General features: G+C 62.1%; 26 protein-coding genes and 2 pseudogenes. 19 read left to right on the top strand and 9 right to left on the bottom strand.

Features of this window, described 5'->3' with window-relative positions; genetic code table 11:
* Positions 1-117 precede the first annotated feature (117 nt).
* From NE852_RS14975 to NE852_RS14925, 11 genes are all read left to right on the top strand, one after another.
* Positions 118-1,044 (top strand): D-alanine--D-alanine ligase, encoded by a 927-nt coding sequence (locus tag NE852_RS14975; protein ID WP_008531153.1) that lies wholly within the window; start codon positions 118-120, stop codon positions 1,042-1,044.
* On the top strand, positions 1,032-1,964 hold the full coding sequence (locus tag NE852_RS14970) for a cell division protein FtsQ/DivIB (RefSeq protein WP_008531154.1): 933 nt from the start codon (positions 1,032-1,034) through the stop codon (positions 1,962-1,964). The genes NE852_RS14975 and NE852_RS14970 overlap by 13 nt, the downstream gene beginning before the upstream one ends.
* A complete protein-coding gene (gene ftsA / locus NE852_RS14965) occupies positions 1,961-3,292 on the top strand; it encodes a cell division protein FtsA (protein ID WP_008531156.1) in 1,332 nt (443 codons plus the stop codon). The genes NE852_RS14970 and ftsA overlap by 4 nt, the downstream gene beginning before the upstream one ends.
* 57 nt (positions 3,293-3,349) lie before the next feature.
* A complete protein-coding gene (gene ftsZ / locus NE852_RS14960; RefSeq protein ID WP_008531157.1) occupies positions 3,350-5,053 on the top strand; it encodes a cell division protein FtsZ in 1,704 nt (567 codons plus the stop codon).
* A gap of 260 nt (positions 5,054-5,313) precedes the next feature.
* Positions 5,314-6,270, top strand: a complete 957-nt coding sequence (lpxC, locus tag NE852_RS14955) for a UDP-3-O-acyl-N-acetylglucosamine deacetylase (RefSeq protein ID WP_008531158.1) — start codon at positions 5,314-5,316, stop codon at positions 6,268-6,270.
* 262 nt (positions 6,271-6,532) lie between these two features.
* On the top strand, positions 6,533-7,402 hold the full coding sequence (locus NE852_RS14950) for an outer membrane protein assembly factor BamD (RefSeq protein ID WP_008531159.1): 870 nt from the start codon (positions 6,533-6,535) through the stop codon (positions 7,400-7,402).
* Between the two features lie 5 nt (positions 7,403-7,407).
* Positions 7,408-9,081 carry a DNA repair protein RecN gene (gene recN / locus NE852_RS14945; protein ID WP_258155777.1) on the top strand — a complete coding sequence of 558 codons (1,674 nt, stop codon included), beginning with the start codon at positions 7,408-7,410 and terminating at the stop codon, positions 9,079-9,081.
* Between the two features lie 74 nt (positions 9,082-9,155).
* Entirely contained in the window at positions 9,156-9,701 is a 546-nt protein-coding gene (locus tag NE852_RS14940; protein ID WP_008531160.1) for a DUF6886 family protein, read from the top strand.
* A gap of 92 nt (positions 9,702-9,793) precedes the next feature.
* On the top strand, positions 9,794-11,950 hold the full coding sequence (gene ligA / locus NE852_RS14935) for an NAD-dependent DNA ligase LigA (RefSeq protein WP_258155776.1): 2,157 nt from the start codon (positions 9,794-9,796) through the stop codon (positions 11,948-11,950).
* 41 nt (positions 11,951-11,991) lie between these two features.
* The gene (locus tag NE852_RS14930; RefSeq protein WP_008531168.1) at positions 11,992-12,288 is read left to right on the top strand and encodes a type II toxin-antitoxin system HigB family toxin; all 297 of its coding nucleotides are present in this window, start codon (positions 11,992-11,994) and stop codon (positions 12,286-12,288) included.
* Positions 12,288-12,665, top strand: coding sequence for a type II toxin-antitoxin system HigA family antitoxin (locus NE852_RS14925; protein WP_008531170.1), 378 nt, complete (start codon positions 12,288-12,290; stop codon positions 12,663-12,665). The genes NE852_RS14930 and NE852_RS14925 overlap by 1 nt, the downstream gene beginning before the upstream one ends.
* Here the strand turns inward: NE852_RS14925 and NE852_RS14920 are convergent.
* Complete coding sequence (locus NE852_RS14920; protein ID WP_008531173.1) at positions 12,662-13,198, bottom strand: GNAT family N-acetyltransferase; 537 nt, start codon at positions 13,196-13,198, stop codon at positions 12,662-12,664. The genes NE852_RS14925 and NE852_RS14920 overlap by 4 nt on opposite strands.
* A gap of 272 nt (positions 13,199-13,470) precedes the next feature.
* On the opposite strand from NE852_RS14920, the gene NE852_RS14915 reads away from it, so the two are divergent.
* Positions 13,471-14,061, top strand: coding sequence for a 3'-5' exonuclease (locus tag NE852_RS14915; RefSeq protein WP_037173173.1), 591 nt, complete (start codon positions 13,471-13,473; stop codon positions 14,059-14,061).
* 76 nt (positions 14,062-14,137) lie between these two features.
* Positions 14,138-14,629 (top strand): CreA family protein, encoded by a 492-nt coding sequence (locus NE852_RS14910; RefSeq protein ID WP_008531175.1) that lies wholly within the window; start codon positions 14,138-14,140, stop codon positions 14,627-14,629.
* A 253-nt stretch (positions 14,630-14,882) separates the two neighbouring features.
* Here the strand turns inward: NE852_RS14910 and NE852_RS14905 are convergent, their stop codons facing one another.
* Both NE852_RS14905 and NE852_RS14900 read right to left on the bottom strand, forming a co-directional pair.
* Entirely contained in the window at positions 14,883-15,350 is a 468-nt protein-coding gene (locus NE852_RS14905; RefSeq protein WP_004668786.1) for a chemotaxis protein CheW, read from the bottom strand.
* A gap of 2 nt (positions 15,351-15,352) precedes the next feature.
* Positions 15,353-15,796 (bottom strand): annotated as a pseudogene (locus NE852_RS14900) (methyl-accepting chemotaxis protein); the annotation flags it as partial.
* 256 nt (positions 15,797-16,052) lie between these two features.
* On the opposite strand from NE852_RS14900, the gene NE852_RS14895 reads away from it, so the two are divergent.
* Together NE852_RS14895 and NE852_RS14890 are read left to right on the top strand one after the other, a co-directional pair.
* Positions 16,053-16,655, top strand: a complete 603-nt coding sequence (locus NE852_RS14895) for an SCO family protein (protein WP_008531177.1) — start codon at positions 16,053-16,055, stop codon at positions 16,653-16,655.
* 54 nt (positions 16,656-16,709) lie between these two features.
* Positions 16,710-17,588: a 50S ribosomal protein L11 methyltransferase gene (locus tag NE852_RS14890; protein WP_008531178.1), complete on the top strand. Its 879-nt coding sequence runs from the start codon at positions 16,710-16,712 to the stop codon at positions 17,586-17,588.
* A 229-nt stretch (positions 17,589-17,817) separates the two neighbouring features.
* On the opposite strand, the gene NE852_RS14885 is transcribed toward NE852_RS14890, so the two are convergent.
* Positions 17,818-17,991, bottom strand: coding sequence for a hypothetical protein (locus NE852_RS14885; protein WP_008531179.1), 174 nt, complete (start codon positions 17,989-17,991; stop codon positions 17,818-17,820).
* A 278-nt stretch (positions 17,992-18,269) separates the two neighbouring features.
* Here NE852_RS14885 and NE852_RS14880 point away from each other — a divergent pair.
* Positions 18,270-20,106, top strand: a pseudogene (locus NE852_RS14880) (aminopeptidase P family protein).
* 34 nt (positions 20,107-20,140) lie between these two features.
* On the opposite strand, the gene NE852_RS14875 reads toward NE852_RS14880, so the two are convergent.
* Both NE852_RS14875 and NE852_RS14870 read right to left on the bottom strand, forming a co-directional pair.
* Positions 20,141-20,449: an AzlD family protein gene (locus NE852_RS14875; RefSeq protein ID WP_008531181.1), complete on the bottom strand. Its 309-nt coding sequence runs from the start codon at positions 20,447-20,449 to the stop codon at positions 20,141-20,143.
* Positions 20,450-20,452: 3 nt separating this feature from the next.
* Positions 20,453-21,157, bottom strand: a complete 705-nt coding sequence (locus NE852_RS14870; protein WP_258156708.1) for an AzlC family ABC transporter permease — start codon at positions 21,155-21,157, stop codon at positions 20,453-20,455.
* On the opposite strand from NE852_RS14870, the gene NE852_RS14865 reads away from it, so the two are divergent.
* Together NE852_RS14865 and NE852_RS14860 are read left to right on the top strand one after the other, a co-directional pair.
* Positions 21,078-21,260, top strand: coding sequence for a hypothetical protein (locus tag NE852_RS14865; protein ID WP_258156724.1), 183 nt, complete (start codon positions 21,078-21,080; stop codon positions 21,258-21,260). The genes NE852_RS14870 and NE852_RS14865 overlap by 80 nt on opposite strands.
* A 58-nt stretch (positions 21,261-21,318) precedes the next feature.
* Positions 21,319-21,564, top strand: a complete 246-nt coding sequence (locus NE852_RS14860) for a DUF2164 domain-containing protein (protein ID WP_008531183.1) — start codon at positions 21,319-21,321, stop codon at positions 21,562-21,564.
* A 95-nt stretch (positions 21,565-21,659) separates the two neighbouring features.
* Here NE852_RS14860 and pncA read toward each other — a convergent pair whose 3' ends face one another.
* Both pncA and NE852_RS14850 read right to left on the bottom strand, forming a co-directional pair.
* The gene (gene pncA, locus NE852_RS14855; protein WP_164841437.1) at positions 21,660-22,295 is read right to left on the bottom strand and encodes a bifunctional nicotinamidase/pyrazinamidase; all 636 of its coding nucleotides are present in this window, start codon (positions 22,293-22,295) and stop codon (positions 21,660-21,662) included.
* Between the two features lie 312 nt (positions 22,296-22,607).
* Entirely contained in the window at positions 22,608-23,111 is a 504-nt protein-coding gene (locus tag NE852_RS14850) for an EF-hand domain-containing protein (RefSeq protein WP_008531188.1), read from the bottom strand.
* A gap of 217 nt (positions 23,112-23,328) precedes the next feature.
* Here NE852_RS14850 and NE852_RS14845 point away from each other — a divergent pair, with 217 nt between their 5' ends.
* A complete protein-coding gene (locus NE852_RS14845) occupies positions 23,329-23,676 on the top strand; it encodes a hypothetical protein (RefSeq protein WP_258155775.1) in 348 nt (115 codons plus the stop codon).
* Positions 23,677-23,697: 21 nt separating this feature from the next.
* Here the strand turns inward: NE852_RS14845 and NE852_RS14840 are convergent, their stop codons facing one another.
* Complete coding sequence (locus NE852_RS14840) at positions 23,698-26,196, bottom strand: ATP-dependent helicase (RefSeq protein WP_008531193.1); 2,499 nt, start codon at positions 26,194-26,196, stop codon at positions 23,698-23,700.
* Positions 26,197-26,321 lie beyond the last annotated feature (125 nt).

Raw genomic sequence — 26,321 nt, 5'->3', positions numbered from 1 at the left:
TTCATTAACCATAATGATGCTCTAATGCGTGAGAGGCCGGACAAAGGCCTGAAACGGCGCAGACAGCTTCGCGCAAGCGTCGCTTTTGAAGATGAAAGTTATTTTTTGGGGGTGTTGATGAGTCGCAAGCATGTCGCTGTCCTGATGGGCGGATTTTCCTCGGAAAGGCCCGTCAGCCTTTCCTCGGGAAAGGCTTGCGCAGAAGCCCTCGAAGCCGAAGGCTTCCAGGTGACGGTCATCGACGTCGCTCGTGATGTTTCCGAGAAGCTTGCGGCGCTGAAGCCCGACGTGGTCTTCAATGCGCTGCATGGCCCCTTCGGCGAAGACGGCACCATCCAGGGCATCCTCGAATATCTCGAGATCCCCTATACGCATTCCGGCGTGCTCGCCTCGGCGCTGGCGATGGACAAGGACAAGGCGAAGCTCGTCGCCGCCGCCGCAGGCATTCCGGTCGCCGAATCACAGGTGATGAACCGCTTCGCCTTTCCCTCGACCCATCCGATGAAGCCGCCTTATGTGGTGAAGCCCGTGCGCGAGGGGTCGAGCTTCGGCGTCGTCATCGTCACGGAAGATCAGGCCCATCCCCCGCAGGTCGTAAGCTCTCCCGAATGGCGCTACGGCGAAGAGGTTCTCGTCGAGCGCTATGTCTACGGCCGTGAACTCACCTGCGGCGTCATGGGCGACACGCCCCTTGGCGTCACGGAGGTGGTGCCGCAGGGACACAATTTTTATGATTACGACTCCAAGTATGCGGCGGGCGGTTCAAAACACGTCATCCCGGCGAAAATTTCACCGAATATTTACCAAAAAATACAAACATTGGCCCTAAGGGCGCATCAGGCAATCGGTTGCCGCGGCGTCAGTCGGTCCGACTTTCGTTACGACGATCGTTTCTCCGAAGACGGCGAAATCATCTGGCTGGAGGTCAATACCCAGCCCGGCATGACTCCAACCTCGCTCGTGCCCGAAATGGCTGGTCATGCCGGCTATTCGTTTGGTCAGTTTCTCCGGTGGATGGTGGAGGACGCGTCGTGTTTGCGTTGACGGTCAAGAGGATTGGGCGCCCCAGCCATCATGCCGTGCTTCCGATCGTGGAGGCCGAAGATCGGTTCGTGCTGCCGCGTCCGCTGCGCCGCGTTACCCGTTTCCTGATCAGCCTTTGCAGTGGCCGCATCTACATCCCGGCTCATACGGGCACGGTTTCGGCGCTCGCCTTCCTGGCGGCGACGGGCCTCTACGGCATGTCGCTCGGCGGTCACACGGAAGCCGTTGCGCAGGCGACCACGACGGCAGCGGGTTTTGCAATCGAAGACGTGAAGGTCTCCGGCAATTCGGAGACCTCGGAAATCGAGATCCTGCAGCTGATCGGCCTTGACGGTACGACTTCGCTGGTCGCGCTCGACGTCGACGCAGCCCGGCAGAAGATCGCGCATCTTCCCTGGGTCGAGAGCGTCGAGGTTCGCAAAGTCTATCCGAAGACGATCGAAGTGAAGCTCAAGGAGCGCCAGGCCTATGCGATCTGGCAGCACGGGCAGGAGCTTTCCCTGATCGAGAAGAATGGCAGCGTCATTGCGCCGCTGCGCGACAACAAGTTTTCGTCGCTGCCGCTCGTCGTCGGCCGCGATGCGGAGACGGCGGCAGCCTCGCTCGATGATGCCTTCTCGAAGTGGCCCGACGTGAAGGCCCGCGTGAAGGCTTATGTCTGGATTTCGGGTCGTCGCTGGGACCTGCACATGGATAACGGCGTCGTCGTCAAGCTGCCGGAAGACGGCATCGATCAGGCGTTGGCAACGCTTTCGAAATTCGACAAGGAGCAAAAGCTTCTGGAGCGGGACATTGCCGCGGTCGATCTGAGATTGCCTGACAGGACCGCGATCCAGCTGACGCCGGAAGCGGCGGTCCGCAGGCAGGCTGTTGTGACGGAGCGTACGAAGGAATTGAAGAAGGCGGGGCAGAGTATATGAGCTTATTCGGTTCATCCCATTTCGGATTGCCGCGCCTGAAGCCGCTTTCGTCGAAGCGGTCGCATGTCGTTTCGGTGCTCGACATCGGCTCGACCAAGGTTGTCTGCATGATCGGCCGGCTGACGCCGCGCGAGGAAAGCCAGATCCTGCCGGGCCGCACGCACAATATCGAGATCATCGGCATCGGCCATCAGCGCTCCCGCGGCATCAAGACCGGCGTTATCGCCGATCTCGACGCGCTTGAGGGCGTCATCCGCCTTGCCGTCGATGCGGCGGAGCGCATGGCGGGACTGACCGTCGAGAGCCTGATCGTCAACCTGACGGCCGGACGCCTCGGCAGTGACATCTATACAGCGACGATCGATCTCGGTGGCCAGGAAGTCGAACTCAACGACCTGAAGAAGGTGCTGTCGGCCGCCTGCCAGCAGTCGCTGCGCCAGGATCGCTCGGTGCTGCATTCGCTGGCGACCGGCTTCTCGCTCGACGGCGAGCGCGGCATTCGCGATCCGCTGGCAATGTACGGCGATGCGCTCGGCGTCGATATGCATGTCGTGACCGCGGAACGTTCGGCGCTCAAGAATCTCGAGCTCAGCGTCAACAGAGCGCATCTTTCGGTGGAAGGAATCGTTGCGACGCCTTATGCATCGGGTCTTGCCGCACTCGTCGACGATGAAGTCGAGCTTGGCTGTGCGGCCATCGACATGGGCGGCGGCACGACGACGATTTCGGTCTTTGCCGAAGGCAAGCTTGTCCATACCGATGCTGTCGGCCTCGGCGGTCATCATGTGACGACCGACCTCGCACGCGGCCTTTCCACCCGGATCGAGGATGCTGAACGTTTGAAGGTGGTTCACGCTTCGGCGCTGAGCAATTCTTCCGACGAGCGCGAGCTGATCTCCATTCCGCCGATCGGCGAGGACGATCGCGACCAGCCGTCGCAAGTGCCGCGGGCGCTGGTTTCGCGCATCGTATCGGCTCGAATCGAAGAGACGATGGAACTGATCCGCGACCGTATCCAGCGCTCCGGCTTCAGCCCGATCGTCGGCAAGCGCGTCGTGCTGACGGGCGGCGCCAGCCAGTTGACGGGCCTTGCCGAGGTGGCGCGGCGCATTCTTGCCCGCAACGTCCGCATCGGCCGCCCGATGGGCGTCTCGGGATTGCCGACGGCGGCCAAGGGGCCGGCCTTTTCGACGGCCGTCGGCCTGATGATTTACCCGCAGGTCGCGGACATGGAGACACATGCGTCACAGAGCGGTCTGCTCATGTCGCTTGGAGGAAATAACAGCCGCATAGCCCGCATGGGCCAGTGGCTGAAGGAAAGCTTCTGAAATTTGCGTAATTGGCCGGCGTGGCGATGCGGCCAGAGAGAGAAGGAACAGGTAACCATGACCATCAAGCTGCAAAAGCCTGACATCACAGAGCTGAAGCCGCGCATCACCGTGTTCGGCGTCGGTGGCGGCGGCGGCAACGCCGTCAACAACATGATCACCGCAGGCCTCCAGGGCGTCGACTTCGTCGTTGCCAACACGGATGCGCAGGCACTGACGATGACGAAGGCCGAGCGCATCATCCAGCTCGGTGCCAACGTCACGGAAGGCCTCGGCGCCGGCTCGCAGCCGGAAGTCGGCCGCGCGGCCGCCGAAGAGTGCATCGATGAGATCATCGATCACCTGAATGGCACGCATATGTGCTTCGTCACCGCCGGCATGGGCGGCGGCACCGGCACGGGTGCTGCTCCGGTCGTCGCGCAGGCCGCTCGCAACAAGGGCATCCTGACGGTCGGCGTCGTCACCAAGCCGTTCCATTTCGAAGGCGGCCGCCGCATGCGTCTGGCCGAGATGGGCATCCAGGAACTGCAGAAGTCTGTCGACACGCTGATCGTCATTCCGAACCAGAACCTCTTCCGCATTGCCAACGACAAGACGACCTTCGCCGACGCTTTCGCCATGGCCGACCAGGTTCTCTATTCGGGCGTCGCCTGCATCACCGACCTGATGGTCAAGGAAGGCCTCATCAACCTCGACTTCGCCGACGTCCGCTCGGTGATGCGTGAGATGGGCCGCGCGATGATGGGCACCGGCGAAGCCTCCGGCTCCGGCCGCGCCCTGCAGGCAGCCGAAGCGGCGATCGCCAACCCGCTGCTCGACGAAACCTCGATGAAGGGCGCTCAGGGCCTGCTGATCTCCATCACCGGCGGTCGCGACCTCACCCTGTTCGAAGTCGACGAAGCCGCGACCCGCATCCGCGAGGAAGTCGATCCGGACGCCAACATCATTCTCGGCGCCACGTTCGACGAATCGCTCGAAGGCATCATCCGCGTCTCGGTTGTGGCGACCGGCATCGACCGGGCGATCAGCGAAGCCGCCGAGCGCAACTTCCAGCCGGTTGCAAAGCCCGCTATCCGTCCCTCCGCGGCTGTTGCTCCGGCAGCGGCCGCAGTTCAGCCTGCGCCCGTGATGCAGGCACCGAAGGCCATTGATCCGATCGCGCAGACCATCCGCGAAGCCGAGATGGAACGCGAGCTCGAAATCCCGGCCCCGCGTGCCGCTGCACCGCTCCAGCAGCCCGCCGTACAGCAGGAAGCTTTCCGCCCGCAGAGCAAGATCTTCGCGCCTGCACCGGAAGCCCCGGTCATGCGTCCGGCACCGGTGCAGCAGGCTCCGGCTCCCGTCATGGCCCAGCCGGTCGTCCAGCAGCAGCCGATCCGGCAGGAGCCGATCATCCGCCAGGCGCCGGAACCCATGCGCATGCCGAAGGTCGAGGATTTCCCGCCTGTTGTTCAGGCCGAGCTCGACCACCGCACGCAGCCGGCTTCGGCACATCAGCAGGAAGAGCGCGGTCCGATGGGCCTGCTCAAGCGAATCACCAATTCGCTTGGCCGCCGCGATGACGACGCCGTTGCCGCGGACATGACGGCCGCACCGTCGGCCGCTTCGCAGCAGCGCCGCCCGCTGTCGCCGGAGGCAAGCCTCTACGCTCCGCGTCGCGGCAACCTCGACGATCAGGGCCGCGCGGTTCCGCAGGCCCGGATGATGCAGGAAGACGACCAGCTGGAAATCCCGGCATTCCTGCGCCGCCAGTCGAATTGAGGCGGCGAATCCGCACCGTTCATGCCCGGGATCAAGGTCCCGGGCATTTGCGTTTCTCAAGCTCAAATTGCTGAGCGATATCAACTGTATGACTTCGTAACAAAGCGAAAGAAACAGTGATTTGGATTGGAGCGCCGACGCACGTAAGTATGGTGCAAGGAAACTGCCCTAGGAGACCCTATCAAAGGCTCCTTCTGCAGAATGAATGAAAACCGCACCGTGGGACAAGCCACTGGAGCGGAAGAATAAAGGCAGATTTTATGGCAATTGGCTTGCTGGGTTTTCAAACGACGGTATCGCATCCCGTGACGCTCACGGGCATCGGGGTTCATTCGGGCGCGGAAGTCTCGATCACCCTCAATCCGGCCGAGTCGGACACCGGCGTCGTTTTCCAGCGCCTGCATGACAATGGCGACATTACCGAACTCAAGGCCGTCTCCTCGCAGGTCGGCAATACGGATCTCTGCACCGTGCTCGGCTTCTCGCCCGCCCATTCGGTCGCGACGATCGAACATGTCATGGCCGCCATCTATGCGCTTGGCCTCGACAATGTGGTGATCGAGGTGCAGGGCGCCGAAATGCCGATCATGGATGGCAGCTCGCTGCCCTTCGTCGAAGCGATCGAGCAGGCCGGCCTCGTCTCCCTCGGCGTCAAGCGCCGCTATATCCGCATCACCAAGCCGGTGCGAATCGAGCATGGCGGCTCCTGGAGCGAGTTCCGCCCCTATGACGGCACGCGCTTCGAAGTCGAGATCGATTTCGAATGCCCGCTGATCGGCCGACAGAAGTGGGCCGGCGACATGAGCGCTTCCGTCTTCAAGGCCGAGCTTTCCCGCGCCCGTACCTTCGGCTTCATGCGCGATGTCGAGCGTCTCTGGGCCTCGGGCCACGCGCTCGGCTCCTCGCTTGAGAATTCCGTCGTCATCTCCGACGACAATACCGTCATCAACGTCGAAGGCCTGCGTTACGCCAAGGACGAATTCGTCCGTCACAAGACGCTCGATGCCGTCGGCGATCTGGCCCTTGCCGGCGCTCAGTTCATCGGCTGCTATCGTTCCTATCGCGGTGGCCACAAGATGAACGCCAATGCGCTGAAGGCGCTGCTCAGCGATCCCACCGCCTATGAGGTCGTGGAAACGTCGACGCCGCGCCAGCGTGTTGCCGCTCGCGAAATGATCGCAGTCAATGCTTCGGAATTCGCTCCCTGGTCGGCATGACCTCCAGCATATTCTTGAGACCAGGCCGCCTCTCTCCCAGGAGGCGGTTTTTTTATGTTCTCCCGGTGACAGGCATTCTTCCGCAGAGGCTTGGCTGCCACAGATCTGGAAAGAAGACGAAAAGCCGGACATTCCGGCCGCCGCTGCCACAAAAATGCGTTAATGCCTTATCATTGCGTTGCTCTTGATGCACATTTGTGGCTAGAAACGCCAGCGAGGCGTGGCTGCCGTGGAGAGAGCGGCGGCAGTGGGGTTCTTTTGAATGGCTTATGCAGGATCTGAAGGTATGATGAAGACAGCGCGCGCATTGTTGGCATCGCTTCTGGTGCTCAGCGCAGGTGCCGCCATATCCGGTTGCCAGTCGGACCCCGATATCGACATCACCAAGCTCGGTCTCGAAACCGACCCGCCGGATGTGCTCTACACCCAGGGCCTTGCCAACATGAAGGCTGGCAACATGGCCGAAGCGGCGCGCAAGTTCGATGCGATCGATCGCGAGAACCCGTTCTCCGAATGGGCGCGCAAGGCGCTCGTGATGAGCACCTTCGTCAAATACCGGCAGGGCCGCCTGGACGATGCGCTTGCCTCCGGCAACCGCTATATGTCGCAGTATCCGAAGTCGCAGGACGCCGCCTATGTGCAGTATCTCGTCGGACTGACCTATTCCAAGCAGATCGTCGACGTGACGCAGGACCAGCGCGCCGCGAGCAAGACGATCGAGGCGATGCAGGCCGTCGTCGATAATTATCCGAACTCCGAATATGTCGACGACGCGCAGGCCAAGATCCGCTTCGCGCGCGACCAGCTGGCCGGCAAGGAAATGCAGATCGGCCGCTATTATATGGAGCGGAAGGAATATCTCGCGGCGGTCTCGCGCTTCCGCATCGTCGTCGAGAAATATCCGAACACGAACCAGATCGAAGAAGCCTTGGCTCGTCTCGTCGAGGCTTATTACGCCATGGGCATCGTCGACGAGGCGCAGACGGCGGCTGCCGTTCTCGGCCACAATTATCCCGACAGCCAGTGGTACGCCGATTCCTACAAGCTGCTGCAGACCGGCGGCGCCGAGCCGCGTGAAAACAAGGGCTCGTGGATCGCTGCGGCAGGCAAGAAACTCCTGCTCGGTTCATAAAACCAATGCTGATCCAGCTTTCGATCCGCGATATCGTCCTGATCGAGCGGCTGGATCTTGCCTTCGAGACCGGTCTTTCCGTGCTGACGGGCGAGACCGGGGCGGGCAAATCCATCCTGCTTGACAGCCTGTCTCTGGCGCTCGGCGGGCGCGGAGACGGCGGCCTTGTGCGCCATGGCGAGGACAAGGGCCAGGTGACGGCGGTCTTCGACGTCGGCATGGACCACGGCGCCCGCGCGCTGCTGCGTGAAAACGGCATCGACGATGAGGGTGACCTGATCTTCCGCCGCCAGCAATCGGCAGACGGGCGCACCAAGGCCTATGTCAACGATCAGCCCGTCAGCGTGCAGCTGATGCGCCAGGCCGGCCAGATGCTGGTCGAAATCCACGGCCAGCACGACGACCGTGCTCTTGTCGATACCAACGCCCACCGGACCCTGCTTGATGCCTTCGCCGGCCTTACCGACGAGGTTTCCGAGGTCGCCCGGCTCTATCGCCTGTGGCGCGACAGCGAGCGGACGCTGAAGAAGCATCGCGAGAAGGTGGAAAGCGCTGCGCGCGAAGCCGATTACCTCCGCGCCTCCGTCGAGGAGCTGGAAAAGCTTTCGCCGCAGGACGGCGAGGAGGACGAGCTTGCCGACCGCCGGCAGAAGATGATGAAGGCCGAACGGATCGCCGGTGATATCGCCGAGGCGTCGGAATTCCTGAACGGCAATGCCTCGCCGGTGCCCCATATCGCTTCGCTGGTGCGCCGGCTGGAGCGCAAGAGCCACGAGGCGCCGGGGCTGCTCGAAGAGACTGTGGCGTTGCTCGACGCCGCGCTCGACCAGCTTTCCAACGCGCAGATGGAAGTCGAGGCGGCGCTGCGCAAGACGGAGTATGATCCGCGCGAGCTGGAGCGGGTGGAGGAGCGACTTTTTGCACTGAGGGCCGCCTCTCGCAAATATTCCGTTCCCGTCACCGAGCTGCCGGCGCTTGCCGTGCGTATGATCGCCGACCTCGCCGATCTCGACGCGGGCGAGGAGAAGCTTGCCCGGCTCGAAGCCGAGGTCGGGCAGGCGCGGGACAATTACGACGCGGCGGCGCGCTCGCTGTCGGAGAAGCGCCATCACGCCGGCACCGCGCTGGCCGCGACCGTCATGGCCGAGTTGCCGGCGCTGAAGCTCGAACGCGCCCGTTTCATGGTGGAGATCACCACCGATGCCGGAGAAGCGCTCGCCGAGGGCATCGACGTCGTCGAATTCCACGTCCAGACCAATCCTGGCACGCGGCCGGGCTCGATCATGAAGGTCGCCTCCGGCGGCGAACTCTCGCGTTTCCTGCTGGCGCTGAAGGTGGCGCTCGCCGACCGTGGGTCGGCCCCGACTCTCGTCTTCGACGAAATCGACACCGGTGTCGGCGGCGCCGTGGCCGATGCGATCGGCCAGCGGCTGAAGCGGCTCTCCGAGCGGGTACAGGTGCTGTCCGTCACGCATGCGCCGCAGGTCGCGGCCCGGGCGGCGACCCACCTGCTGATCTCCAAGGGGCCGGCGGCCGATGGCTCCGAAAAGATCGCCACCCGCGTTGCGACGATGGCGCAGAAGGACCGCACCGAAGAGATCGCCCGCATGCTCGCCGGCGCTTCGGTGACGGAGGAGGCGAGGGCAGCGGCGAAGCGGCTGCTGGCAGGCAACGGCTGATTGCCCGGCCAGGGCGGTGACAAGTCTTCCGCTTCGCGCTATCGCATCAGTCCGATCAGCGGCAAGCCGGTGCCATGCGCCTTTTCCATTTCAGCGATGATCCCGGTATCGGCGTGTTCGAGCCGCGCCCGGTTCGCATGCCCTCCGAACGCCCGGCCGGCCGGGAATGGCTGAACGGTCCGCTCGTCTGGGCAATCGATGGCGAACACGATTTCATGTATCTCTTCCCGCGTGACTGCCCGCGCATTCTGATCTGGGCGAAGGCGGAGACGACGGAGGCCGAACGGCGGCATTGGCTTGGCGACTGGAGAGCCGCAGCCTTCATCGAGCGCGGGTGGCTGGAAAGGCTCTCGGCGGAGACCATCCATCGTTATGAACTGCCGGCGGAGGATTTCGAGGATCTCGGTGATGCCGGAATGTGGGTGGTTCGCAGGCGCGTCATTCCCATCGAGTGCACCGCGATTTCGCGGCTCGACCGGGAGTTCGCGCCGCGCGGGGTGGAACTGCGGGTGGTCGAGAGCCTGCGGCCCCTGAAGAGCCTCTGGAATACGGGTCTGCACGTCAGCGGCATCCGGCTGCGCAATGCGAGCGATTGGGAACAGGTCGGGCAATCGATCTAATGGAAACAGCGTATCTCCGCTCTCTTTTCATCCGGCGATTTTGCTCTAAAAACAATGCAGATTTCTGGCCAGATTCTCTGGAGTGATATTCCATGTCCACCGAAGGTTCCGCCGTCGATACGTTGACGATCGAAGAGGCCGCCGCCGAGCTCGAACGGCTGGCGAAGGAGATCGCGCATCACGACGCGCTCTATCACGGCAAGGACCGGCCGGAGATTTCGGATGCGGATTACGACGCGTTGAAGCGCCGCAACGATGCGCTGGAAACGCGGTTTCCCGAGCTGATCCGCGAGGACAGCCCGTCGCGGCGTGTGGGTGCAGCGCCTTCCGTCACCTTCTCGCCCGTCGTCCATGCGCGGCCGATGCTATCGCTGGACAACACGTTTTCGCAGGAGGACGTGCAGGATTTCGTCGCCAGCGTCTATCGCTTCCTCGGCCGACTGCCGGACCAGTCGATCGCCTTTACCGCGGAGCCGAAGATCGACGGCCTCTCGATGTCGATCCGCTACGAGAACGGCAGGCTGACGACGGCCGCCACGCGCGGCGACGGCACGACGGGGGAAAACGTCACCGCCAATATCCGGACCATCGCCGAAATCCCGAACCAATTGCCGAAGGGCGTGCCCGCGGTCGTGGAAATCCGCGGCGAGGTCTATATGGCCAAGAGCGACTTCCTGGCGCTGAACCGGCAGATGGAGGCGGAGGGCAAGCAGACCTATGTCAATCCGCGCAATACAGCGGCCGGATCGCTGCGCCAACTCGATGCCAAGGTGACGGCGAGCCGCAAGCTGAGATTCTTCGCCTATGCCTGGGGCGAGATGTCGGACATGCCGGCCGATACGCAATTCGGGATGGTGCAGACCTTCAAGGACTGGGGCTTCCCGGTCAATCCGCTGATGAAGCGGCTGAATTCGGTCGCCGATATTCTGGCGCATTACGATGAGATCGGCCTCGAGCGCCCGGATCTCGATTACGACATCGACGGCGTCGTCTACAAGGTCGACAGTCTGGAACTGCAGCAGCGCCTCGGCTTCCGTTCGCGTAGCCCACGCTGGGCGACGGCGCATAAATTCCCGGCTGAGCAGGCCTTCACCGAGGTCGAGAAGATCGAGATCCAGGTCGGCCGCACCGGGGCGCTGACGCCGGTGGCGCGGCTGAAGCCAATCACGGTCGGCGGTGTGGTCGTCACCAACGCGACGCTGCACAACGAGGATTACATCAAGGGCATCGGCAATAACGGCGAGCGGATCCGGCCGGAGGAGCACGATATTCGCGAGGGCGATACCGTGATCGTCCAGCGCGCCGGCGACGTTATTCCGCAGATCCTCGACGTGGTGATGGAAAAGCGCCTCGCCGAGGCGAAACCTTATGAATTCCCGCAGACCTGCCCGGTCTGCGGTTCGCATGCGGTGCGCGAGGTCAACGAGAAGACCGGTAAGATGGATTCGGTGCGCCGCTGCACCGGCGGCTTCATCTGCCGGGCGCAGGCGACGGAGCATCTGAAGCACTTCGTTTCGCGCAACGCCTTCGATATTGAAGGGCTCGGTTCGAAGCAGATCGATTTCTTCTTCGAAAACGAAGACACGTCGCTACAGATCCGCACGGCGCCCGAGATATTCACGCTGGAGAAGCGCCAGCAGCAATCGATCACCAAGCTGGAAAATATCGATGGCTTCGGCAAGGTCAGCGTCGGCAAGCTCTATGCGGCGATCAACGAGCGCCGCAGCATTGCGCTCCACCGCTTCATCTACGCACTCGGCATCCGCCATGTCGGCGAGACCACGGCAAAGCTCTTGGCGCGCTCCTACGGCACTTATGAGGCCTTTGCGACCGCGATGAAGGAGGCCGCACCGCTTTCCGGCGATGCCTGGACCGATCTCAACGCCATCGAAGGCATCGGCGAGGTGGTGGCCCGCGCCATGGTCGAATTCTACAAGGAGCCGCGCAATACCGAGGTGATCGGCCGGCTGCTTGAAGAAGTGACGCCCGCGGAGGCCGAGCAGCCTGTCACGTCAGGCAGCCCGGTCGCCGGCAAGACCGTGGTCTTCACCGGCTCGCTCGAAAAATTCACCCGTGACGAGGCGAAGGCAAGGGCCGAAAGCCTCGGCGCCAAGGTGGCGGGGTCGGTGTCGAAGAAAACAGACATCGTCGTCGCCGGCCCGGGCGCCGGCTCCAAGCTCGACAAAGCCCGCGAACTCGGCGTCCAGACGATGGACGAGGACGAGTGGCTGGCGCTGATCGGCGGGTGACTGATGCTTGATTTGTTCCCATATTGGGAATATCCTCATCCATGCAAGTGATCGCCAAGTCGACATTACGCTCGTTTTGGGAGTTGCATCCGCAGGCCAAGGTGCCTCTCGGCGTCTGGCACGCTCTTGTCAGTAAGGCGGAATGGACCGGACCGGCGGATATCAAGAGGATGTTCGGTGCCAATGTTGATTTCGTCGGCGATAACAGGGTGATTTTCGACATAGGCGGCAACAAGTATCGTCTTATCGTGCACGTGGCCTATGCCTACCGACGCGTGCTGATCAAGTTCGTTGGTACGCATTCTGAGTACGACAGGATCGATCCGGAGACGGTGTAATGGACATAAGACCGATTAGGAGCGATGGCGATCTGGAATGGGCGCTTGCCGAAGTTGCGTCTTATTTCAACAATCCGCCGCCCCAAGGCTCGGCAGAGGCGGACAGATTCGATGTGCTTTCCGATCTCATAGAAGCCTATGAAAACCGACACTTCCCCGCCGTTGAACTGGAGCCGGTCGATTTCCTGCATGCCTTCATGGAAATGACCGGCCGCAGCCAGGCGGATCTCGGTGAGATCCTGGGGTCCCGCTCCCGCGCCTCGGAAATCCTGCACCGCAAGCGCGCCCTGACGATCGACATGATTTTCAAGCTCAACGAGGCATGGGGCGTTCCCGCCGAATGCCTCGTCAAGCCTTATCGCTTGGCCGTAGCTTAGGCCCTCAGCCGCGCCATCGTATAGGCGTCGACATACTCGCCGGCGCGGTAGCCGAATGAGCGCAGAAGCCCTTCCTTCTCGAAACCGAACTTCTCATAGAGCCGGATCGCAACCTCGTTGTCGGTGTAGACGGTCAATTCCAGCCGCTTGACGTCGAGCCAGTCGTCGGCGGCGTCGACCATGGCGGCGAGCAAAATCCGGCCGAAGCCGCGGCCGGTGAAATCGTCGTGCACGCCCATGCCGATAGTCGCGACGTGCTGCCTGCGGCCCGCGAGACGGTTGAGGCCGCAATTGCCGACGATCCTGCCATTCAGCGTGACGACGAGGTTGAGCGCGCCGGGCGACGGATTTTCCATGTGCTTGCGGACTTCTTCGATACGCTGGTATGGCGGCCGCAAGGTGCCGGCGCGATAGCCCGGCAAGTTTATAAGATCGGTGATCTCTTCGGCATCGGAAAGACGGACGGCGCGCACGACGATGCCGTCCGGCAGGAGCGCTCGGTCGCGGGGTTCATTCTCTTCGCTTTCAGACATTGGATGCTCTCCTTGGGTTTCAGGAGGAGAGCCGGACTTTCGAAAACCCTGCTCGCCTCGGCAGGGTTTTCGGGATGATCGAACGGCTAGTGACGCACCATCGCTCCCGCGTACCCTGGAAGGGTCGTGGCGATATGATGCATAGTTGATGTCACAGAGTTGATCATGGACAAAAGTTTCCCCATTTGCGTGCAGATGTCAACAGGCCGGAATTTGCCTTCGGCTGCGGCTATGATTATTCCGGTAAGGGCAGACGATTCGGATACTTGCCTTTGAAGACCATCGCCATCGATTTCGAGACAGCCAACGAGCAGCGCGGCAGCGCCTGTTCGGTCGGGCTTGCCTGGATCGAAGAGGGCAGGGTGACGCGGGTCGAGGAGCGGCTGATCCGGCCGCGTGACATGCGCTTTTCCGGGATGAACATCGCGATCCACGGCATCCGGCCGGAGCATGTCGAGGACGCGCCGGAATTTCCTGAGGTGATGGACGAATTCCACGATGATATCAGCGGCGCGACGATGATCGCCCACAATGCCGCCTTCGATTTCAGTGTGTGGCGGGCGAGCCTCGATCTCTACCGGCAATCCTATCCTGAACTGACGTATCTCTGCAGCCTGAAGATGGCGCAGCGGATCTGGCCGCACTTCCTCTCGCACCGGCTGAACCTGATCGCCGAGCATCTCGGCCTGCGCTTCAAGCACCACAACGCCGCCGAGGATGCGGCGATCTGCGCGGCCGCCGCGATCGAGATGGCGAAGGCGGTCAAAGCCAATGCCGTGCACGCCATACCGGCGCTGATCGGCATGAAGCCGGGCCGGCTGACGGCGCGGGCCTATGAGCCCTGCACCTGCCGGAAAGGCTGATCCTTCCGGGCGTCGATTTCTTGCAAAGGATGGGGCCGTGCCTATCTAGAATGCGGATCATTCAGGGAGAGCCGCCATGTCGAAGCCGCGCAATCTTTTCCTCGCCGCACTTTCTTTCGCAGCCCTTTCCGCCAGTGCAGTCTCCGCCGAAGTCGTCGGCAAGGTCGGGGTCGACTGGATCGGCAACGACATCATCGTCGAGGCGGTCTCCGATCCCGAGGTCAAGGGCGTCACCTGCCACGTCACCTATTTCGACCGCAGCCTGATCGACCGTTTCAAGAACGGCAACTGGTTCGAAGATCCGTCCAACAATTCCATCGCCTGCCGGCAGACCGGTCCGATCGAGATCGGCAATATCGACTTGTCCAAGGATGGCAGCGAAGTGTTCCGGCAGGGCATGTCGCTGATCTGGAAGACGCTTGTTGTCAACCGCATCTACGACAAGACCAACGACACGCTGATCTATCTCGCCCATTCGCGCGAATTGACCGACGGTTCGGCGAAGATGTCGATCTCGACCATCCCGCTCTACGGGCAGGATGTGAACTGGAAGAATGGGAAACCGTAGGGCGGGAAATAATCTCTTCTGATGGCGCCATGGACCCCCTCATCCGACCCTTCGGGCCACCTTCTCCCCGCCGGGGAGAAGGGGATGTGCCGCACCGTCTCGGTATGTTTCAAGGTTTCGTATGCCACGTCCCCTCTACCCTCCGGGGAGAGGGTTAGGGTGAGGGGGCTGCACACGCAACGTCTGTGTACTCTCAGGCCAGAACGAAAAAGGCCCGGACGAGCCGGGCCTTCCAATGTCAGTCTGGATAAAATCAAGCAGCCTGATTCAGCTCGTCGGCAATAACCGTATCGAGGTTCAGGAAGCAGACCATGGTCTTTTCCAGTGCGACGATGCCGCGGCAGAAGGCGCGCTGGGCTTCCGGGATGATTTCCGGCGGCGGCTGCAGGTCTTCGCTCTTGATGGTCATCATGTCGGAAACCTGCTCGACCAGCAGGCCGACCAGCTTGCCTGCGATGTCGGTGACGATGATCGCCGAGCGCTCGGAGGGCTCGGTCATCTTCATGCCGAGGCGGCAGGCCATGTCGATTACGGGGATGACCGCGCCGCGCAGGTTGATGAGCCCCAGCACGTAAGGCGGGGTATGCGGCATCGGCGTCACCGGCGCCCAGCCGCGGATTTCACGGATGGCCATGATGTCGATGCAGAATTCCTGGTCGCCCAGGTGGAACGAGACGATTTCGAGATAGGCGCCCGACTGCTTGATGGCGTTGTTGTTCATGATCAGAATTCTTCCCAGTTGTTCCCGGCGGGAGAGGCGATGGCTTTGGCGGCAGAGCCGCCGTTGAATGCGCCCGCGACTTTGCCGATCAGGCTGCGCGCGGGAGAAGGTCTCGAATGCGAGGCGGCGGTTGCCTCTCGCGGCGTTTGCCGGGCGCTCATGCCCTCGCCGATTTTGAAGTGATTGACCAACTGCGCCAGGTTTTCCGCGTTCTTCTGCGTGACCTGATCCATCTGGCTGATCGAAGTATTGATTTCGCTCATTCCAATCGATTATTCGCGCGCAGAGGTTACGGTTGATTTAACATGTTCGTCGATGCGCAGAAGATCTTCGCCGATCTGGCGAAGCGCCTCGCCGGCCGCCGTCACCAGTTCGCCGCCGATCTCCACCTCATCGCCGGATTTTCCGGCCAAATCCTTGATATCCTTGGCAGCACATGCGTCGCGCGGATTTTCCGAAGGCCGCGGCCTTATGCGGTAGGACAATTAATCACGGGCCAGAAAACATATTCTTGAATTGCGTGTATCCGGCCGAGACTATAATCACGCGGAACGCGTAAGCGCGTCGCGATCTTTCAGATTCGCTCCTCGCGCTTTCGCTCTTTGTTTTTACGCATGTCGTTATCGCAAAACCGCTGCACGCTTTTGCGCGACATGCTCGGGGGTGGGCGGCGCATATCCGCCCGGATCGAGGTTCATGCCAATGAAGACTTTCCGCATCGTCATCTGGGTCGCAGTGTTGTTCGTCGCCGGGGTTCTCGGCGTGTTGACGCTCTATCCCATGAAATCCAGGGAGGTCGTGGCGGAAGCGCCCTTTGGCGTGCCCTTCACCCTGGTCTCCCAGAGCGGGCAGCCGATCACCGAACAGGCGCTGCGCGGCAAGCCGACAGCGCTGTTCTTCGGCTTCACCCATTGCCCGGAGGTTTGCCCGACGACGCTTTTCGAGCTGAACGGCTGGATGGAGAAGGTCGATCCCGACGGCACTAAGCTGCAGGCCTATTTCGTCACCGTCGATCCGGAGCGCGACACGCCGGAGATCATGAACGAGTATGTTTCCAACGTTTCCAAGCGCATCACCGGCATTTCGGGCCCGCCTGAAAAGATCGCCGACGTCATCAAGGGTTTCCGCGTCTACGCCAAGAAGGTGCCGGTCGACGAAAAGAATCCGAACGGCGATTATACGATGGATCACACGGCCTCGGTTTTCCTGCTCGATTCGGCCGGGCGTTTTTCCGGGACGATCGCCTATGGCGAAAACCCGGACACGGCGGTAAAGAAGCTGGAGAATCTCGTCAGCAAGGGGTGACAGGGCGCTGGCCCGACCGGCGGCGGGCAAGAGAAACGGGAAAGACCGCCTATCGTGAGTGAAATCCGCCTTTACGTGTCGACGACAGAAAGCAAGGCCGAGCAGATCCTCGACCTTTTAAGCGAGATCTTCGGCGAAGAAGACTTTGCCATCGGCACCACCGAGGTCGACGAGAAGAAGGATATCTGGGAAGCCTCGGTCTATATGATGGCCGAGGATGAGGCGGATGTGCGCTCCCGCGTCGAGGCGGCGCTGAAGAGCGCCTTTCCCGATGCCCGGCTGCAGCGCGAAGTGATCCCCGATGTCGACTGGGTGGTGAAATCGCTGGAGGGGCTGAAGCCCGTCAGGGCAGGGCGCTTCCTGGTGCATGGATCGCATGACCGCGACAAGGTCCGCCCCGGCGACATTGCCATCGAGATCGATGCCGGCCAAGCCTTCGGCACGGGACATCACGGCACGACGGCCGGCTGCCTGGAAGTGATCGACGCCGTGGTGCGCTCGCATCCGGTTCGTAATGCGCTCGACCTCGGGACCGGCAGCGGCGTGCTGGCAATTGCGGTGCGCAAGCTCAAGAACATTCCGGTGCTCGCAACCGACATCGATCCGGTGGCAACGCGGGTGGCGGCCGAGAATGTTCGCCGCAACGGCATCGCCTCCGGCATCGTCGCCCGGACCGCGCCGGGCTTTCATTCGACCGCCTTCTTCGAGTTCGGCCCCTTCGATCTCATCATCGCCAACATCCTGGCCCGGCCGCTGATCAAGATGGCGCCGCAGCTTACGACGCATCTGGCGCCCGGCGGTTCGGTCATTCTTTCGGGGATTCTGGCTAGCCAGCGCTGGAAGGTGATCGCCGCCTATAGCGGCGCACGGCTTCGCCATGTCAGAACGATCTGGCGCAATGGCTGGGTGACGATTCACTTCGATCGGCCTTGAAGAAAATTAAAGTGACGGTGCGACCTGCTCCCCTTCTCCCCGCCGGGGAGAAGAGAGAACGCGGCACCTTGGTCATTCCCACAACAAAAAAGGCGGTGCCGATGGCACCGCCTTGGACCGGTCTATCCGGTCAATGCCCGCGAGCTCGAAGGAGGAGGAGCGCTCGAGCGGGCTCTACTGCATTCCAATAGGCCGGTCCGGGAGGGAGGAGACGGACGGGCTTTCAGACTTAGAACGCGTAGCTGGGAGCGCCCTTGTGGCGCGTGGCGCGCTGGCCGGCGCCGAGCAGCTTGAGGCTGTCGTCGTTTTGCGGGCGGCGGGCGCCGATGACGTGACGCACGGTCTGGCGTTCGCCAGCCTGGACCGGGCTGCTGTATGCGAAGCGCGAGAGAGAGGCGGTCATTTCAAAAATTCCTTTGTTTGCTGGTTCATCCGAACCGTTCGATGGCGTCTATATAGCTATTCTGAAATGCGGAGGCAGAGGGTTTCGCTCATGGGAGCCATGCGGCCAATGCATAAAGCGTGCCACATTAACTTTTGCTGTCGCAATTCTGTCAAAATATTGAGCGGGCTCAGCGGTTTCGACTCGTTTCGTCGCTTTTTCTCCCCATCGATTGAAATTTCGCTAACATGGCCGCCATCCCATTAACCGGATTCGTCTCAACCATTCGGGTTTCCAGCATGTTCCAGTCCTTCGACGTCACCTCCACGCCGCAGTTCGGCAGGGATCGGGTATCGGCGCTGCGCGCTACTTTCGATCTCGTTCGGCATCGACGCCTTCCTCGTGCCGCGCGCCGACGAATTCAACGGCGAGTATGTTCCCGCATGTTCGGAGCGCCTGGCATGGCTGACGGGCTTCACCGGTTCGGCGGGCATTGCGCTTGTCCTGCGCACGCAGGCGATCGTCTTCGTCGACGGGCGCTATGTCACGCAGCTTGCCGAACAGGTCGACGGTTCGGTCTTTTCGGGCGGCGATCTCGTCAACGCGCCGCCGCATGTCTGGCTCGGAGCGAACGGAGCCAAGGGCCTGCGGCTCGGCATCGATCCCTGGCTGCACTCGGGGGCGGAGGTTCGCCGTCTCGAAAAGGCGCTTGCGGAGATCGGCGGCACATTGGTCTTCCTGCCGCACAACCCGCTCGACCGGCTCTGGAGCGACCGGCCGGCCGAGCCGCTCGGCGCCGTCAGCATCCAGAATGTCGTCCAGGCCGGCGTGCTGGCAGGCGATAAGATCGCGACCATCGCCGCCGATCTTTCGAAGAAGAACCTCGCGGCGGTGCTGATCGCCGATCCCTCCTCGGTCGCCTGGATCTTCAACATTCGCGGCGCCGACGTGCCGCACACGCCGCATCCTCTGGCGCGTGCCATCATCCATGCCGACGGGCGGGCCGAGCTCTTCCTCGACAAACGCAAGACCGGCATCGAGCCCGAAGCCTATCTCGGACAGATCTCGACGCAGCTGCCGCCCTCGGCGCTGGAGGAAAGGCTCGCCGCCGTTTCCAGGGATGGCGGCCGCGTGCTGATCGATCCCGATATCGCCTCCCATGCGCTTGGCGAAATCATCCGCCAGGCGGGTGGCCAAGTGGTCGAGGGCGCCGATCCCGCGAAGCTGCCGCGCGCGGTGAAGAACGACGTCGAGATCAACGGCTCGGCCGCCGCCCATCTGCAGGACGGCGCGGCGATGGTGGAATTCCTCTACTGGCTCTCGCAGGAAAAACCGGGCACCGTGAGCGAAATCGCGGCGGCCGAGCGTCTCGAGGCCGTTCGTGCGCGCGTCGGCCAGAGCATGCAGAACCCGCTGAAGGATATTTCCTTCGATACGATTTCGGGTGCGGGCGAACATGCGGCGATCATGCATTACCGCGTGACCACCGAAAGCAACCGGATGATTGAGGCCGGCGAGCTCTTCCTGATCGATTCCGGTGCGCAATATATCAACGGCACGACCGACATCACCCGCACCATCGGTATCGGCGCGGTTTCCGAGGAGCATCGCCGATTCTTCACGCTGGTGCTGAAGGGCATGATAGACATCAGCACGGCGCGTTTCCCGAAGGGCACGCGCGGCTGCGACCTCGATCCGCTGGCGCGAATCGCGCTGTGGCGGGCAGGGGCCGATTTCGCCCACGGTACGGGCCACGGCGTCGGCTCCTATCTCTCGGTGCATGAGGGGCCGCAGCGCATCTCGAGGCTTTCGACGCAGGAGCTGCTGCCAGGCATGATCCTCTCCAACGAGCCGGGCTATTACCGGCCGGGCAGCTTCGGCATCCGGATCGAGAACCTGATCTATGTGCGCGGGGCCGAGGAGATCGAGGGCGGCGACATGGCGATGCTCGGTTTCGAGACGTTGACCTTCTGCCCGATCGACCGCAGCCTCGTCATCCCCGAGCTTCTGACCCATGACGAGCTGCATTGGTTCAACGACTACCACCGCCGCACGCGCGAGGCGCTGATGCCGCTGATCCACGATCACGACGTCAAGGCATGGCTCGAAAACGCGACGCTGCCGCTGGAATATTAGAAAATGTCTGTGAGCGCCGGCTTTCGGTCGGCGCTCAGAGGCTGATGGCATGGCGCCAGATCATCACGACGATCCAGGCGGCGACCAGCATCCATGTATGCGAGACCCGCAGGCCGACGAAGAGGGCGACGATCAGCGCCAGTTTTGATTCCCAGCCGCCGATGAAGAAGGCGGGTGCGACGAGCGTCGTCAGCACGGCGGCCGGCACGGCATTCAGTGCCGCCTCCATGCGCGGGGGGATGCTCTTCATCCGGGTGATGAGGATGTAGCCGCCGATGCGGGTGGCGAAGGTGACAACTGCCGCGGCAAGGATGACGAGCGCCATGTGAAGATCGAATTCCATGGCTCAGACCTCGTGCACTTCGGATTGCAGGGCGTCGGCTTCGAGATCAGGCTCCTGCGGCGGCAATGGCAGCAGGGCGGCGAGCACGATGCCGGCGGCCGCACCCAGGCTGACATGCCAGGGTGAGCCGACATAGCGATAGGCGAGCACCGATGCCACCGCGCTGACGAGCGCCACGGGCAGGAAATTGTCGCGCTTGCGGAAGCCGAGGACGATGCCGAGAAAATAGGCCGGCAGCAGGATATCGAGGCCGATCGCCTTGGGATCGCCGATGAAGCTGCCAAGCAGGCCGCCGGCGACGCTGATCAGCACCCAGGGAATGTAGATGATGATGCCGAAACCGAAATACCAGGCGAAGGTGAGTGGCCGGCCTGACTCGCTGCGTTTCACCGCCGCGGCAAATTGCGGATCGACGAGCAGGAAGAAGGTGAAGAATTTCTGCAGCGGCGTAAAATGGCCGATGTAGCGCGCCAAGGCCGCCGAATAGAGGACGTGGCGGAAATTGACGGCGAGGATCGACAGCACGATCAGCCAGGCATGGACATTGTGGCCGAAGAGTTCGATGCCGACCATCTGGCTGGCGCCGGCATAGACTGTGGCGCTCATGAAGGCGGCCTCGGAAAGGGACATGCCGTTCTCGACTGCCAACGCCCCGAAGAGAGCACCAAAGGGCGCCGATGCCAGCGCAACGGCGAAGCCGCCCCGCAAACCTTCAACAAAGTCGGCGCGATTCATCTGGGTGATCCTGTTGGAAATTCAGGTTTCCCTTATGGTCTATGGTGTGTCGCGGCAATTGAATTTCGTTGATTGACCAATCGATTTCGCTGAAGCATCAAGGTTCTGATCGCATTCGGCGAAGAGGGAACCCTATGAAGAAGATCGAATTTTCGAAGGAAGAAAAGGCCGAGATCGTCTCACGCATCCGCGCTTATTTCGACCGGGAGCTCGATCCCATCGGCGCGCTGCCGGCGGAGTTCCTGCTTGAGTTCTTCGCTGAGGAGGTCGGGCCGTACTTCTATAATCGAGGTCTGAGGGATGCCCAGGCGGCCTTGTTGAAAAGATTGGAAGACGTGGCCGAAGATATCCATCTTCTCGAGCGAGAGGAAAAGGTCTGAAGCGCTTCGCAACCTTGGATTTGCCTGCCGCACTTTAGGTCTTCGGTTTCCCGCAGGTCGTCATCGCAAACCGCCGGACTTTTGCGCGGCATGCTCTATTCGCGCAGCACGTCCGCGCTTTTGATCACGGCGATGCCGTGGGCGCGCATCTCCTCGATCGCGGCGGCCACACCTTCCGGGGTGATGCCCCGGCTTGCATCCTCGATGAAGCGCACGTGCGTGCCCGGCATCATCTCCAGCGCGTCGAGCGCGGAGAACTTGACGCAGTAGTCGGTCGCAAGGCCGCAGACATCGAGATCGGTAACGCCCTGATCCTCGAGGAAATCTGATAGGCCGGTTGAAGCATCCCGGTCGTTGTCGCGGAAGGCGGAATAGCTGTCGATCCTGGGGTCTTCGCCCTTCTGCTGGATCAGGTCGATCTCTTCGGATTTGAGCTCGGGATGCAGCTCGGCATCCAGCGTGCCCTGGATGCAGTGATCGGGCCACATCATCTGAGGCTTGCCGGAAAGTTCGCCCATCTCGAAGGCGGCAGCACCCGGATGGGCGGAAGCGAAACTGCCATGGCCCGGCGGGTGCCAGTCCTGTGAGGCGACGATCAGATCATACTTGCCGCTGTCGATCAGGCTGTTTGCGACGGGAACCACCTTGTCGCCGTCGGGCACCGGCAGATTGCCGCCCGGACAGAAGCCATTCTGAATGTCGACGAGCAGCAGCGCTTTCATCAAGGCCAATCCCTTCGCTTTAAATGCAAGATGCCAAATGCACTGAACGCATAACTAGTGAATTTCCAGGCGCGCGCATGCAAGTGTTAATTCTGACACCGGCGGTCGTAAATAGTTGAAAAAGAAGGATCTAATGCAACGAATGGGAGAGTCTGAGGTGGATGACGTGTCGAAATGGAAGGGAAAGTTCTGGCTGTGAGCCCAGGGCGCAGGAACCGATGAAGGCAGCAATCGCCGCCCAATTCGGCCTGCCCATATAAGGCGCTTTTGCAGGGCGATCGACGGATCGAGGCTCCCCCGGCGGAGCCCCACTTCGGCCTGTCAGACCGCGGTCACGTCGTCGGTTGCCGTGTCGGCTGCCACGGCGGAAGCCCCGTAGGTATTGCGGTAGGCCTGAAGGGCCGTCTGCATGTCGCCGAGCACCTTGGTGAGAATCGGATCGCTGTCGCCGGAAGCCTTGATGCTGTTCGGATCGGCGGCGAGGAATTCGGACTCGGTCAACTTGCCGTCGCCATTCGTATCCATCGAGGCAAAGACGCCCTTGGCGGAATCGTCGTTCTGATCGCTGTCGTCGCTCTGGTCGTCGCTGCCATCGGTCTTCTGCATGGAGAGCATCAGCGACAGAATGTCGGCGGTGATCTTCTTGGCGATCTCGCTGCTCTTGTCGTCGCCGTCGCTGTTCGCCGCTGCCGAGCTCGATGTCGAGGACTGCGAAGCGGCGGCCAGTTCGTCCGCCGAAATCACGCCGTCGCCGTTTTTGTCGAGACTGGAAAGCGGGGACTGGTACTGGGTCAATGTGCTGCCGAGAGCTGAAACACTGGTCACTTGAACCTCCTTTGAAAAGTTCGTCGTGAAGCCCGCCTTTCATGGGTGGGCATCCCCGGGGCTAAGCTGATTTGCGCATAGCGTCAAAGCGACCTTTTGACCGGGAGCTGCGCCGTTGACGCGGTCGGGCGAAGCAGGTTAACCATGCGAGGTTGATCTTGCCCGCGGCCGCGATTTCTGCCTTTCTTGCCGTCAGCAGCAAGCCGGAACCGATGCCATGCCCGAGCCCGATCCAGACGAAAAGATCGATGCGACGTTCCGCAACGGATCGCTGACGGCGACCGGGATCATTCTCGGCTTCTCCCTCAATTTCATCAGCCTCTGGGTCTCCAATCCGAACGACTGGAGCCGCGTCGATCTCTTGCCGATGTCGTTCCTGACCGTCGGCATCGTCATTCAGGTGAAAGTGTTTGCCGATCTCCTGGCGCGTGACTCGCTGCTCGCCGTCAAATACGATCGGGCGCGCCGGCTTTTCCTGATCGGATTGTCGATCGTCGCCGCGGGAATGGGGATTGCCTTGATGAACGATATTCTCGGGCTCGGAAGCATGCGCATGCTCGGCTAGATGCTTTAGGGCGGCGTCGGATCACACGCGCTCGACGAACCCGTCCAGCACCCGCTTCTGTCCCGCCCGATCAAAATCGATCGTCAGCTTGTTGCCTTCGATGCCGGTGATGTTGCCGTTGCCGAATTTCATATGGAACACGCGGTCGCCGAGGGTGAAGCGCGACGGCTCGGACGAGGTCGATTTGGCCACCAGCTCGCCTTCGATCATGCGTCCCTTCGGGCCGCTTTCGCCGTAGCCGATGCGTTCGACGGCGTGGCCGGAGCGGGTGCCCCAATTGTCCCGGGTGGCTTCGGTCTTGTTGGCCTGGGCGCGTTTCCAGCCGGGGGTGGAATAGGAATTGGCGAAGGGCTCGGCCTTGTCGAAGCGCGACTGGCCGTAGCCGCCGCGGCCGTAACCGCCGTAGCTCTGCTCCATCTCGGCGACTTCGACATGGGTTTCCGGCAGTTCGTCGAGGAAACGCGAGGGCAGGGTGGATTGCCAGAGGCCGTGAATGCGGCGGTTGGAAACGAACCAGATGTGGCAGCGGCGCTTGGCGCGGGTGATGCCGACATAGGCGAGGCGGCGCTCTTCCTCCAGGCCGGCGCGACCGCTCTCATCGAGCGAGCGCTGGTGCGGGAAGAGGCCTTCCTCCCAGCCGGGCAGGAAGACGGTGTCGAATTCCAGGCCCTTGGCCGAATGCAGCGTCATGATCGAGACGGCGTCGAGGTTCTCATTGGTCTCCGCATCCATGACGAGCGAGACGTGCTCGAGGAAGCCGCGCATCGACTCGAAGCTTTCCATCGAGCGGACGAGTTCCTTCAGGTTTTCGAGGCGGCCGGGGGCTTCGGCGCTCTTGTCGTTCTTCCACATGTCGGTATAGCCGGACTCTTCGAGGATCTGCTCGGCGAGTTCGGTATGCGGAGTGTTTTCAAGCAGTTCCTGCCATCGCCGGAAAGATTGAATCACGTCGAAGAGAGCTTTGCGCGCCTTCGGCTTCAGCTCGTCCGTCTCGATGATATCGGCGGCGGCCGCCAGCATGGGGATATCGCGAGCGCGCGCATAATCGTGCAGCGCGCGCACCGTCGTATCGCCGAGGCCGCGCTTCGGTGTGTTGATGATGCGCTCGAAGGCGAGGTCGTCGGCCGGCTGCGCCACCAGCCGGAAATAGGCCAGGGCATCGCGGATTTCGAGGCGCTCGTAGAAGCGCGGGCCGCCGATGACGCGGTAGTTGAGGCCGAGGGTGACGAAGCGGTCTTCGAATTCGCGCATCTGGAAGGAGGCGCGCACCAGGATCGCCATGTCGTTCAGCAGATGCTTGTTGCGCTGAAGCTGCTCGATCTCTTCGCCGATCGCGCGGGCTTCCTCCTCCGAATCCCAGGAGGCGTGGACCTGCACCTTGACGTCATCAGGGTCGGCGCGGTCGGTAAACAGCGTCTTGCCAAGGCGGCCTTCATTATGGGCGATCAGATGGGCGGCCGCGCCGAGGATATGTTCGGTCGAGCGGTAGTTGCGCTCGAGCTTGATGACCTTGGCGCCGGGGAAATCCTTTTCAAAGCGCAGGATATTGTCGACCTCCGCGCCGCGCCAGCCATAGATCGACTGGTCGTCATCGCCGACGCAACAGACGTTCTGCGGCTCGCCCTTGGCGCGCTGGGCCAGCAGCCGCAGCCACATATATTGCGCGGTGTTGGTGTCCTGGTACTCGTCGACGAGGATATAGCGGAAGCGGCCGTGATACTCCTTGAGGAGATCAGGGTTCTTGCGGAAGATCGCGATTGGATGCATCAGCAGGTCGCCAAAATCGCAGGCATTCAACGTCGTCAGGCGCGCCTGATAGGCGAAATAGAGATCGCGGCCCCGGCCGTTGGCAAAGGCGCGGGCATCGCCCTCGGGGATATCGGCGGGGCCGAGTCCCTTGTTCTTCCAGGTATCGATCATGCCGGCGAACTGCTTGGCCGGCCAACGCTTGTCATCGAGGCCTTCGGCCTGGATCAGCTGCTTGATCAGGCGGACGACGTCGTCGGTGTCGAGAATGGTGAAACCGGAGCTCAGGCCGACGAGTTCGCCATGGCGGCGCAGAAGCTTGACACCGATCGAGTGGAAGGTGCCGAGCCAGGGCATGCCCTCGACGGCGCCGCCGACGAGCAGCGCGATGCGCTCCTTCATCTCGCGGGCGGCCTTGTTGGTGAAGGTAACGGCGAGGATCTGCGAGGGAAAGGCGCGGCCGGTGTTGAGGATATGGGCGATGCGGGTCGTCAGCACGCGCGTCTTGCCGGTGCCGGCGCCGGCAAGCACGAGCACCGGGCCTTCCAGCGTTTCGACGGCTTCAGTCTGCTCCGGATTCAGCCCCGCGAGATAATCCGGCCGCTTGCCGCCGTCACGGGCGGCCATGGCGCGGGCGGCGATGCCGCCACCGGCGGCGGGTGCCCTTCCCACGGGGGCGTGGGTCCCCGGGGATGCGGCAGGCGGTTGCGGCTTGCGCGGCATCTCGCCCGGCTCTTCGTCGAAGAAGGGAATATCGTCGAAACTGTTGCTCATGGCGCGTAATGTAGTGATTCGGGAGGGAAAGACCAGAAAAGATGTTCTGCTTTCATTCCCGAGCCGCGGCTATCCCAGGCGGCTGCGTCAGGGCGACGAAGCTGTGCAAGCGATCGCCACGCCGC

The sequence above is a fragment of the Rhizobium sp. Pop5 genome (genome assembly GCF_024721175.1).
Lineage (GTDB): Bacteria > Pseudomonadota > Alphaproteobacteria > Rhizobiales > Rhizobiaceae > Rhizobium.
The sequence above is the reverse complement of the archived record's forward strand: the minus strand, read 5'-3'. Positions and strand labels throughout refer to the sequence as shown.

Excerpts from the sequence above, each read along its gene's own strand:
- NE852_RS14975 (WP_008531153.1), top strand. The coding sequence starts at position 118 with ATGAGTCGCAAGCATGTCGCTGTCCTGATGGGCGGATTTTCCTCGGAA.
- ftsA (WP_008531156.1), top strand. The coding sequence starts at position 1,961 with ATGAGCTTATTCGGTTCATCCCATTTCGGATTGCCGCGCCTGAAGCCG.
- ftsZ (WP_008531157.1), top strand. The coding sequence starts at position 3,350 with ATGACCATCAAGCTGCAAAAGCCTGACATCACAGAGCTGAAGCCGCGC.
- lpxC (WP_008531158.1), top strand. The coding sequence starts at position 5,314 with ATGGCAATTGGCTTGCTGGGTTTTCAAACGACGGTATCGCATCCCGTG.
- NE852_RS14950 (WP_008531159.1), top strand. The coding sequence starts at position 6,533 with ATGGCTTATGCAGGATCTGAAGGTATGATGAAGACAGCGCGCGCATTG.
- recN (WP_258155777.1), top strand. The coding sequence starts at position 7,408 with ATGCTGATCCAGCTTTCGATCCGCGATATCGTCCTGATCGAGCGGCTG.
- NE852_RS14940 (WP_008531160.1), top strand. The coding sequence starts at position 9,156 with ATGCGCCTTTTCCATTTCAGCGATGATCCCGGTATCGGCGTGTTCGAG.
- ligA (WP_258155776.1), top strand. The coding sequence starts at position 9,794 with ATGTCCACCGAAGGTTCCGCCGTCGATACGTTGACGATCGAAGAGGCC.
- NE852_RS14930 (WP_008531168.1), top strand. The coding sequence starts at position 11,992 with ATGCAAGTGATCGCCAAGTCGACATTACGCTCGTTTTGGGAGTTGCAT.
- NE852_RS14925 (WP_008531170.1), top strand. The coding sequence starts at position 12,288 with ATGGACATAAGACCGATTAGGAGCGATGGCGATCTGGAATGGGCGCTT.
- NE852_RS14920 (WP_008531173.1), bottom strand. The coding sequence starts at position 13,198 with ATGTCTGAAAGCGAAGAGAATGAACCCCGCGACCGAGCGCTCCTGCCG.
- NE852_RS14910 (WP_008531175.1), top strand. The coding sequence starts at position 14,138 with ATGTCGAAGCCGCGCAATCTTTTCCTCGCCGCACTTTCTTTCGCAGCC.
- NE852_RS14905 (WP_004668786.1), bottom strand. The coding sequence starts at position 15,350 with ATGAACAACAACGCCATCAAGCAGTCGGGCGCCTATCTCGAAATCGTC.
- NE852_RS14895 (WP_008531177.1), top strand. The coding sequence starts at position 16,053 with ATGAAGACTTTCCGCATCGTCATCTGGGTCGCAGTGTTGTTCGTCGCC.
- NE852_RS14885 (WP_008531179.1), bottom strand. The coding sequence starts at position 17,991 with ATGACCGCCTCTCTCTCGCGCTTCGCATACAGCAGCCCGGTCCAGGCT.
- NE852_RS14875 (WP_008531181.1), bottom strand. The coding sequence starts at position 20,449 with ATGGAATTCGATCTTCACATGGCGCTCGTCATCCTTGCCGCGGCAGTT.
- NE852_RS14865 (WP_258156724.1), top strand. The coding sequence starts at position 21,078 with ATGCCGTTCTCGACTGCCAACGCCCCGAAGAGAGCACCAAAGGGCGCC.
- NE852_RS14860 (WP_008531183.1), top strand. The coding sequence starts at position 21,319 with ATGAAGAAGATCGAATTTTCGAAGGAAGAAAAGGCCGAGATCGTCTCA.
- NE852_RS14845 (WP_258155775.1), top strand. The coding sequence starts at position 23,329 with ATGCCCGAGCCCGATCCAGACGAAAAGATCGATGCGACGTTCCGCAAC.
- NE852_RS14840 (WP_008531193.1), bottom strand. The coding sequence starts at position 26,196 with ATGAGCAACAGTTTCGACGATATTCCCTTCTTCGACGAAGAGCCGGGC.